This is a genomic window from Micromonospora sp. M51, assembly GCF_018070305.1.
GTDB classification, from domain to species: domain Bacteria; phylum Actinomycetota; class Actinomycetes; order Mycobacteriales; family Micromonosporaceae; genus Micromonospora; species Micromonospora parva.
Genome location: NZ_JAGPXZ010000248.1, coordinates 1 through 7,637, shown reverse-complemented (window position 1 = coordinate 7,637; position 7,637 = coordinate 1). Strand labels below are relative to the sequence as shown.

Sequence of the window (7,637 nt, the reverse complement as noted above, 5' to 3'; positions counted from 1 at the left end):
GGGGGGGGGGGGGGGGGGGTGGGGTTTTCGGGGGTGGTGGATTGGGTTGTCGTGGGGGAACGGGTGGGGACGGGAAAGGGAGTGCGTCGGTGAGGGTTCTGGCGGCGATGTCGGGTGGGGTTGACTCGGCCGTGGCGGCGGCGCGGGCGGTGGCGGCCGGGCACGACGTGACCGGCGTGCACCTGGCGCTGGCCCGCAACCCACAGACCTATCGGACCGGGGCGCGCGGCTGCTGCACCCTGGAGGATTCCCGGGACGCCCGACGGGCGGCCGACGTGATCGGTATCCCGTTCTACGTGTGGGACATGGCCGACCGCTTCCACGAGGACGTGGTCGACGACTTCGTCGCCGAGTACGCCGCCGGTCGTACCCCGAACCCCTGCCTGCGGTGCAACGAGAAGATCAAGTTCGCGGCGGTGCTGGACCGGGCGGTGGCCCTGGGCTTCGACGCGGTGGTGACCGGGCACCACGCCCGCCTCGGTGCGGACGGGTTGCTGCGACGCAGCGTCGACCTGGCCAAGGACCAGTCGTACGTGCTCGCCGTGCTCACCCGCGAGCAGCTCGACCGGTCGATCTTCCCGCTCGGTGACTCGACCAAGGCGCAGGTCCGCGCGGAGGCCGCCGAGCGTGGCCTGGCGGTGGCCGACAAGCCGGACTCGCACGACATCTGCTTCATCGCCGACGGGGACACCCGCGGCTTCCTGGCCGGTCGCCTCGGTGAGGCGCCCGGCGACGTGGTGGACGCCACCACCGGCGCTGTCGTCGGCAGCCACAGCGGCGCGTACGCGTACACGGTGGGGCAGCGTCGCGGGCTGCACCTGGACCGGCCCGCCCCGGATGGCCGACCGCGCTACGTGCTCTCCATCACCCCGAAGACCAACACGGTGACGGTCGGGCCGGCCGAGGCGCTGGAGGTGTCCGACGTGCACGCCGTCCGTCCGGTCTGCACCGGCGGCGCGCGTCCGGACGCGCCGGTCGAGGGCGAGGTGCAGGTGCGCGCGCACGGCGACGTGGTGCCGGCGACCGTTGCCCTCGACGGTGACCGGCTGCACGCCGAGCTGCGCCGACCGGTACGCGGCGTCGCCGCCGGTCAGGCCGTGGTGGCGTACCGGCCGGACCCGGCCGGCGACGTGGTCCTCGGCTCCGCGACCATCACCGGCTGACCGCACGGCCTGGGTGTTCGCGGGATAGCCTTCGCCCGTGACAGATCAGGCGTGGCAATGGCCGGCCGGCGCGGCAACCGGAATTGGTTCGCTGCCCGGCACCGACATCGGCGAGGCTCAGCGGGTGGTCCTCGGTGAGCTTCCCGAGCTGCCCCACCTGCCCGAGTTGCCGGCCCGTGGCCCCGGAGCGGACATGATCGGCCGGTCCGCCGGGCTGCTCGTCGAGCTGCCCGTCGAGGTGTACGCGGGGCGGTGGCGGGTCGCCCCACGCCCGGGCCGCGACCTGCGCCGGGCCCGTGACCTGATGGAACGTGACCTGGACCAGCTCGCCGAGCAGGCCGAGGGGTACGCCGGGCCGCTCAAGGTGCAGGCCGCCGGCCCGCTCACGCTGGCCGCCTCCCTGGAGCTGCCGATCGGTGGCCGGCTGTTGCGCGATCCCGGCGCGGTCCGCGATCTCACCGGCTCCCTCGCCGAGGGGCTGCGCGCGCACGTCGCGGCGGTCGCCCGCCGGCTGCCCCAGGCGTCGGTGCTGCTGCAACTGGACGAACCGTCACTGCCGACCGTGCTGGCCGGCCGGGTGCCGACCGAGAGTGGGTTGGGCGCGTACCGGGCGGTCGAGTCGGTGGACGCCGCCGCCCTGCTGCGCACCGTCGTCGAGGCGGTCGGCGTGCCGACGCTGGTGCACTGCTGCGCCCCGGACGTGCCGTTGGAGCTGATCCGCTCGACCGGTGCCGTCGCTGTCGCCCTCGACCTGGACCTGGTCACCGACCTCGACCCGCTGGGCGAGGCACTCGACGCAGGCCTCGGGTTGCTGGCCGGGGCCGCGCCGACCCGGCCGCCGTCGGCCGGTGGCGCGCCGACCTCCGCCCAGATCGCCGACCGGGTACGCCAACTCTGGGACCGCCTCGGTTTTCCCCGTCGGCAACTCGCCGCGCAGGTGGTGGTCACCCCGGCCTGTGGCCTCGCCGGCGCGACCCCGCAGTACGCCCGGGCCGTGCTCGCCGCGTGCCGGGACGCCGGCCGGCGCCTCGCCGAAGCCTGAGGTTTCCTGTCGTACCGGCTGGGCAGGATGACGGTCATGATTGGACAGCTGCGTTCAGTGGTGCTCGACTGCCCGGATCCGCGGGCGTTGGCGACGTTCTACTCCGAGCTGCTCGGCATCCCCTTCGCCGAGGGTGACGCCGAAGACGACTGGGTGGTGCTGGGCGGTCCGCCCGGTCACCAGCCACGTCTCGCCTTCCAGCAGGCGCTCAACCTGCGGCCGCCGGCCTGGCCGGACCCGGAGCGCCCACAACAGTTCCACCTCGACGTGACGGTGGACGACATCGAGGCCGCCGAGAAGGCGGCGCTGGCGCTCGGGGCCCGACGGCTGCCGGGTGAGGGCGAGGGGTTCCGGGTCTACGCCGACCCGGTCGGCCACCCGTTCTGCCTCTGCTGGGACTGAGCCCGCGGTGGGTTGCGGCGGCCGGGCATGATGGCCGCCGTGATCCACACCTCCGCGCTGCGCGCCTCCGGCTCCCTGTTCGGCCTCGCCTACGGTGACGCGTTGGGCAAGCCGACCGAGTTCCTGACCGTCGCCGAGATCCAGCGCCGGTACGGCCCGGCCGGCCCGCGTGAGCTGTCCGGCACGCCGGCGCTGGTCACCGACGACACCCAGATGGCGCTGGCGGTGGGTTGGACGCTGCACGAGACGCCGTCGTTCACGCCGGAGGCGGTGCAGCCACTGCTGCGGCGGCGCTTCCTGACCTGGGCGGTCAGCCCGGACAACAACCGTGCCCCGGGCATGACCTGCCTGCGCGCCTGCGCCGAACTGAGCCGTGGGACGCGCTGGCAGGAGGCGACAGTTGTCGGTTCGAAGGGTTGCGGGGCCAACATGCGGGTCACCCCGGTCGGGTTGCTCGACACGGACCTCGACACGCTCGCCGGGTTGGCCCAGTTGCAGGCGGGGCTGACCCACGGCCACCCGACCGGGCTGGCCGCCAGCGAACTCACCGCGTACGCGGTCTTCGCGCTGCGTACCGGCGTACCGCTGACCGAGCTTCCCGCGGTGCTCACCGAGCGGGCGCTGTCGCAGCGCCTGGTCTACCGGGAGCGGTGGCTGGGAGACCTCTGGCAGCGCGCTGGTTCCGACACTCCTGAGGAGTTCATCGCCCAGGGCTGGGACGACTGCCTGGCAGTGCTGCGCCGACTGACCACCGCCCTGGCCGAGCCGGACGACGGCGCCGACCCGTGTCGGGCCACCGGCGAGGGCTGGGTGGCCGAGGAGGCGCTGGCAACCGCGCTGCTCTGCGCCGTACGGCACGCCGACGATCCGGTTTCGGCGCTGGCCCGGGGGGCGACCACCGCCGGCGACTCCGACTCGATCGCCGCCCTCGCCGGCGCCTTCCTGGGCGCGGCCGTCGGCATGAGCGCGTGGCCGCGCGAGTGGGCCGACCGCATCGAGTACGCGGACCAGCTCGCCACCCTGGGCGCAGCCTGGGACTGACCCCACTCGGCCTCGGCCTGGTCTGGGCCTCGGCCTGGCTTGGTCTGGGCCTCGGTCTGGCCTGCCTGGCCTCGGTCTGGCCTGCCTGGCCTCGGTCTGGCCTGGTCTGGGTCTCGGTCTGGCCTGGTCTGGGTCTCGGTCTGGTCTGCCTGGCGTGGTTCATCGGCTTGATCGACTCGGGATTCTGAAAACCGGGGCATCCGGGGCCTCGGGACACCGCGACTTTCAGGAACCCGAGTCGATCATGGCCGGCGGCCGCGCCGCAGGGGCGGTCGAGAGGCGTCAGGTGGTGGGCAGGTGGCGCAGGCTGCGCACCTTCCGCCAGAGGTCGGCGTCGCAGCGGCCGGCGTGGTCGGCGAAGGCGGCCGCGTTGAGTCGGATCGGCTCGGTGAGGCTGAGGTAGCTGTCGTGCTCCGCGCCGGGGTCCCAGTCCCGGGTGGGAATCCGGACGTGGTCGTCCCGGTCGCTCTTGTCCTGGCTGGTGATCTTCAGGACGTCGGCGCCCTTGGAGTCCGCGCGCAGCACCAGGCACGGGCGTACCTTCGACCCGCTGCCGTCGGCGTACGGCACGTCGGCCCACCAGATCTCACCGGGCGCGGGGGTGTCGTCGTGCCGGTCGGCGTCGCGGCGGCGGGACGGGGTGGACGGGCGCTCGCCGCCCCGGGGGCGTGGCGGGCTGGGACGACGCCCGCCGGTGCTGGCCCGACCCGGCCGGGTGCCCGGACGTCGGTTGGTCACCCGGTGCCGCCAACTGTTCCACGCCCAGCCGGCGGCCACCGCCAGCAGGATCGCCACCGCCCAGAGCAGTGCCTCGGGCATCCGTACCTCCGCCTCCCGGCGACCCGCCGGTCGCACCGTCCGGCGATCCTTGCACGTCGTGGCCCGTGCCGCCCGCCAACCACACCGCGGCTGCCCGATCACCCCGCGCCTCACCTGATCATCTGGTGGTGGGTGGTCGGGCGGTTCGTCGACACCCACCGGGCATCCCGGCTGAGGGCGACGTCGCTCCCGGCGCGGGCGGGCGACGGATTGTCTCACCGGCCCGATACCGTGCCGGAGTAGCGTGATCAGGGAGGTCGCAGGCGTGTCCGAAGGTGGCGGTGTGTCCGAGGAGCAGATCGGTCAGCAGGTCAGCGCGGCGCAGGAGGCAGCGGCCGGGGCCGAGCCGACGCCGCAGGCCCGGGAACGGCATGCCGCCCTCAGCCAGGAGCTGACCGAGCACCAGTACCGCTACTACGTCCTGGACGCGCCGACCATCCCCGACGCCGACTTCGACAGGCAGTTGCGCGAGCTGGAGGCGCTGGAGGCCCAGTTCCCGGCGCTGCGGACGCCCGACTCGCCGACCCAACGGGTGGGCGGCACGTTCTCCACCGACTTCACCCCGGTCACCCACGCCGAACGGATGCTGTCGCTCGACAACGCCTTCGCCGACGAGGAGTTGGCGGCCTGGGCCGAGCGGGTCGAACGGGACGCGGGCGGCCCGGTGCCCTACCTGTGCGAGCTGAAGGTCGACGGGTTGGCGATCAACCTGACCTACGAGAAGGGTCGACTGGTCCGGGCCGCCACCCGCGGCGACGGGCGCACCGGTGAGGACGTCACCGCCAACGTGCGCAGCATCCGGGACGTGCCCAGCCAGCTCACCCCGTCCGCCGAATTCCCGGACGTTCCCGAGCTGGTGGAGGTCCGGGGCGAGATCTACTTCCCGATCGCCGCGTTCGCCGATCTCAACGCGGGTCTGGTGGAACAGGGCAAGGCACCCTTCGCCAACCCGCGCAACGCCGCCGCCGGCAGCCTCCGGCAGAAGGATCCACGGATCACCGCCACCCGGCCACTGCGCCTGGTGGTGCACGGCATCGGCGCCCGCCGGGGCTTCCAGCCCACGGCGCAGTCCGAGTCGTACGCCGCGCTCAAGTCCTGGGGGTTGCCCACCAGCGACCGGTGGCGGGTCGTCCCCGACCTGGCCGGTGTCGCCGAGTTCATCGCCTACTACGCCGAGCACCGGCACGATGTCGAGCACGAGATCGACGGGGTGGTGGTCAAGGTCGACCCGGTCTCCATCCAGGGCCGGCTCGGCTCGACCAGTCGCGCGCCACGGTGGGCGATCGCCTTCAAGTACCCGCCGGAGGAGGTCACCACCAAGCTGCTCGACATCGACGTGAACGTGGGGCGCACCGGCCGGGTCACTCCGTTCGCCGTGCTCGAGCCGGTGCGCGTGGCCGGTTCCACAGTCGCGCTCGCCACCCTGCACAACGCCCGTGAGGTGGAGCGCAAGGGTGTGCTGATCGGCGACACGGTGGTGCTGCGCAAGGCCGGCGACGTGATTCCCGAGGTGCTCGGCCCGGTGGTCGACCTGCGGCCCGTCGACGCCCGGCCGTTCGTCATGCCGACCAGTTGCCCCGCCTGCGGCACCCCGCTCGCGCCGTCGAAGGAGGGCGACGTCGACATCCGCTGCCCCAACACCCGCAGCTGCCCGGCGCAGTTGCGGGAGCGGGTGTTCCACCTCGCCGGCCGGGGCGCGTTCGACATCGAGGTGCTCGGCTACAAGGGTGCGGCAGCCCTCCTCGACGCGGAGATCATCAGCGACGAGGGCGACCTGTTCCAGCTCGACGCCGAGCAGCTGTCCCGGTCGCCGTTCTTCGTCAACAAGGACGGCAGCCTGGGCAGCAACGCCACCAAGCTGTTGGACAATCTGGCGGTCGCCCGGGAACGGGACCTCTGGCGGGTGCTGGTGGCGCTCTCCATCCGGCACGTCGGCCCGACGGCGGCCCAGGCGCTCGCCCGGCACTTCCGTTCCATGGACGCCATCGACGCGGCCTCGGAGGAGGAGTTGTCCTCCGTCGACGGGGTCGGTCCGACCATCGCGGCCAGCATCCGGGAGTGGTTCGCGGTGGACTGGCACCGCGAGGTGGTCCGCAAGTGGGCCGAGGCCGGCGTACGGATGGCCGAGGAGGCGGTCGACGAGGGTCCGCGCCCGCTGGAAGGGCTGACGGTGGTGGTGACCGGCACCCTCGCCGGGTTCTCGCGCGATCAGGCCGCCGAGGCCGTGCAGAGCCGGGGCGGCAAGGTCAGCGGGTCCGTCTCCAAGAAGACGAGCTTCGTGGTGGTGGGGGACAACCCCGGCTCGAAGGCCGACAAGGCCGCCAGCCTCAAGGTGCCGGTGCTCGACGAGGACGGGTTCCGGCTCCTGCTGGACGCGGGCCCGGACGCCGCGCGGGACGTCGCTCAGCTGGGCGGTTGACCCCGCCGACGGCTGGCGACGGCGACTGGCCGCGTATACCAACTTAATTACGACTACGACCGATTCGTGACTGTCATACCGGGAAACTGGGGGCCGAGGGCGTTTCATTGGGTCACGGCGTGCGCACCGGCACGCCAATGGTCGGTCGGGAGGTGTGGTGGAGGTCGCCGACCCACGCAACTCGCTTCCTGCGGGACGGGTCGCACCGTTCGCCGCCTTCGTCGCCAGCATCCTGGCGGTCGCCGCGCTGACCGCCGCCGTTCCACTCGCGACGCTCCCCGACGACCTGCCCCGGCTGCCGGTGGCGTTCTGGACGATGGCCGCGCTCGCCGTGGTCTGCGACGCGCGCCCGTTCGTGCCACCGGGGCGCCGGCAGACGTCGGCGGTGTTCCCGTCCACCTGCTTCACCTTCGCGATCCTGCTCGGCTGGGGTCTCGGCCCGGCGGTGGTGGTGCAGGCGGTGGGGGTGGTCGTCTCGGGTTGGCGGATGCGGCACGCCGCGTGGCGTACGGCGTTCAACGTCGGCCAGTACGCCTGCGCCCTCGCCGCCGCGTACGGGGTGATCCAACTCGGGTCGGGCACGATCTTTTCCGGGGGGCGGTTGCACTGGACCGACGTGGCCGTTGTCGGCGGCGCCGCGCTGGACTGGTTCGTCGTCAACTACGGGTTGGTCAGCTGGGCGGTGCGGCTGCGTTTCGGCGATCGCTGGTGGCCCACCGTCCGTCAGGGCCTCGGCTTCGAGCTGCTCTCC

6 protein-coding genes and 1 pseudogene are annotated in these 7,637 nt (G+C 73.1%); 6 read left to right on the top strand and 1 reads right to left on the bottom strand.

Going from position 1 to position 7,637, the window contains the following annotated elements:
- The first annotated feature begins 89 nt into the window (after window positions 1–89).
- The 4 genes from mnmA to KBX53_RS15340 are packed head-to-tail and all read left to right on the top strand — an operon-like array spanning window position 90 to window position 3,648.
- Entirely contained in the window at window positions 90–1,163 is a 1,074-nt protein-coding gene (gene mnmA / locus KBX53_RS15355) for a tRNA 2-thiouridine(34) synthase MnmA (protein WP_210859969.1), read from the top strand.
- 37 nt (window positions 1,164–1,200) lie between these two features.
- Entirely contained in the window at window positions 1,201–2,205 is a 1,005-nt protein-coding gene (locus KBX53_RS15350; protein ID WP_210859967.1) for a methionine synthase, read from the top strand.
- 36 nt (window positions 2,206–2,241) lie between these two features.
- On the top strand, window positions 2,242–2,607 hold the full coding sequence (locus tag KBX53_RS15345) for a VOC family protein (protein ID WP_030337166.1): 366 nt from the start codon (window positions 2,242–2,244) through the stop codon (window positions 2,605–2,607).
- Window positions 2,608–2,634: 27 nt separating this feature from the next.
- Window positions 2,635–3,648, top strand: a complete 1,014-nt coding sequence (locus tag KBX53_RS15340) for an ADP-ribosylglycohydrolase family protein (protein ID WP_210859965.1) — start codon at window positions 2,635–2,637, stop codon at window positions 3,646–3,648.
- 282 nt (window positions 3,649–3,930) lie between these two features.
- On the opposite strand, the gene KBX53_RS15335 is transcribed toward KBX53_RS15340, so the two are convergent.
- On the bottom strand, window positions 3,931–4,467 hold the full coding sequence (locus KBX53_RS15335; RefSeq protein ID WP_210859963.1) for a type II toxin-antitoxin system PemK/MazF family toxin: 537 nt from the start codon (window positions 4,465–4,467) through the stop codon (window positions 3,931–3,933).
- 283 nt (window positions 4,468–4,750) lie between these two features.
- Between KBX53_RS15335 and ligA the strand changes: the two genes are divergently transcribed.
- Together ligA and KBX53_RS15325 are read left to right on the top strand one after the other, a co-directional pair.
- Window positions 4,751–6,886, top strand: a complete 2,136-nt coding sequence (gene ligA / locus KBX53_RS15330; RefSeq protein ID WP_030337172.1) for an NAD-dependent DNA ligase LigA — start codon at window positions 4,751–4,753, stop codon at window positions 6,884–6,886.
- Window positions 6,887–7,043: 157 nt separating this feature from the next.
- A pseudogene (locus KBX53_RS15325) lies at window positions 7,044–7,637 on the top strand (GGDEF-domain containing protein); the annotation flags it as partial.

Bases quoted from the DNA above. Each gene is read 5' to 3' on its own strand.
- KBX53_RS15345 (WP_030337166.1), top strand. From the start codon at position 2,242: ATGATTGGACAGCTGCGTTCAGTGGTGCTCGACTGCCCGGATCCGCGG.
- KBX53_RS15340 (WP_210859965.1), top strand. From the start codon at position 2,635: ATGATGGCCGCCGTGATCCACACCTCCGCGCTGCGCGCCTCCGGCTCC.
- KBX53_RS15335 (WP_210859963.1), bottom strand. From the start codon at position 4,467: ATGCCCGAGGCACTGCTCTGGGCGGTGGCGATCCTGCTGGCGGTGGCC.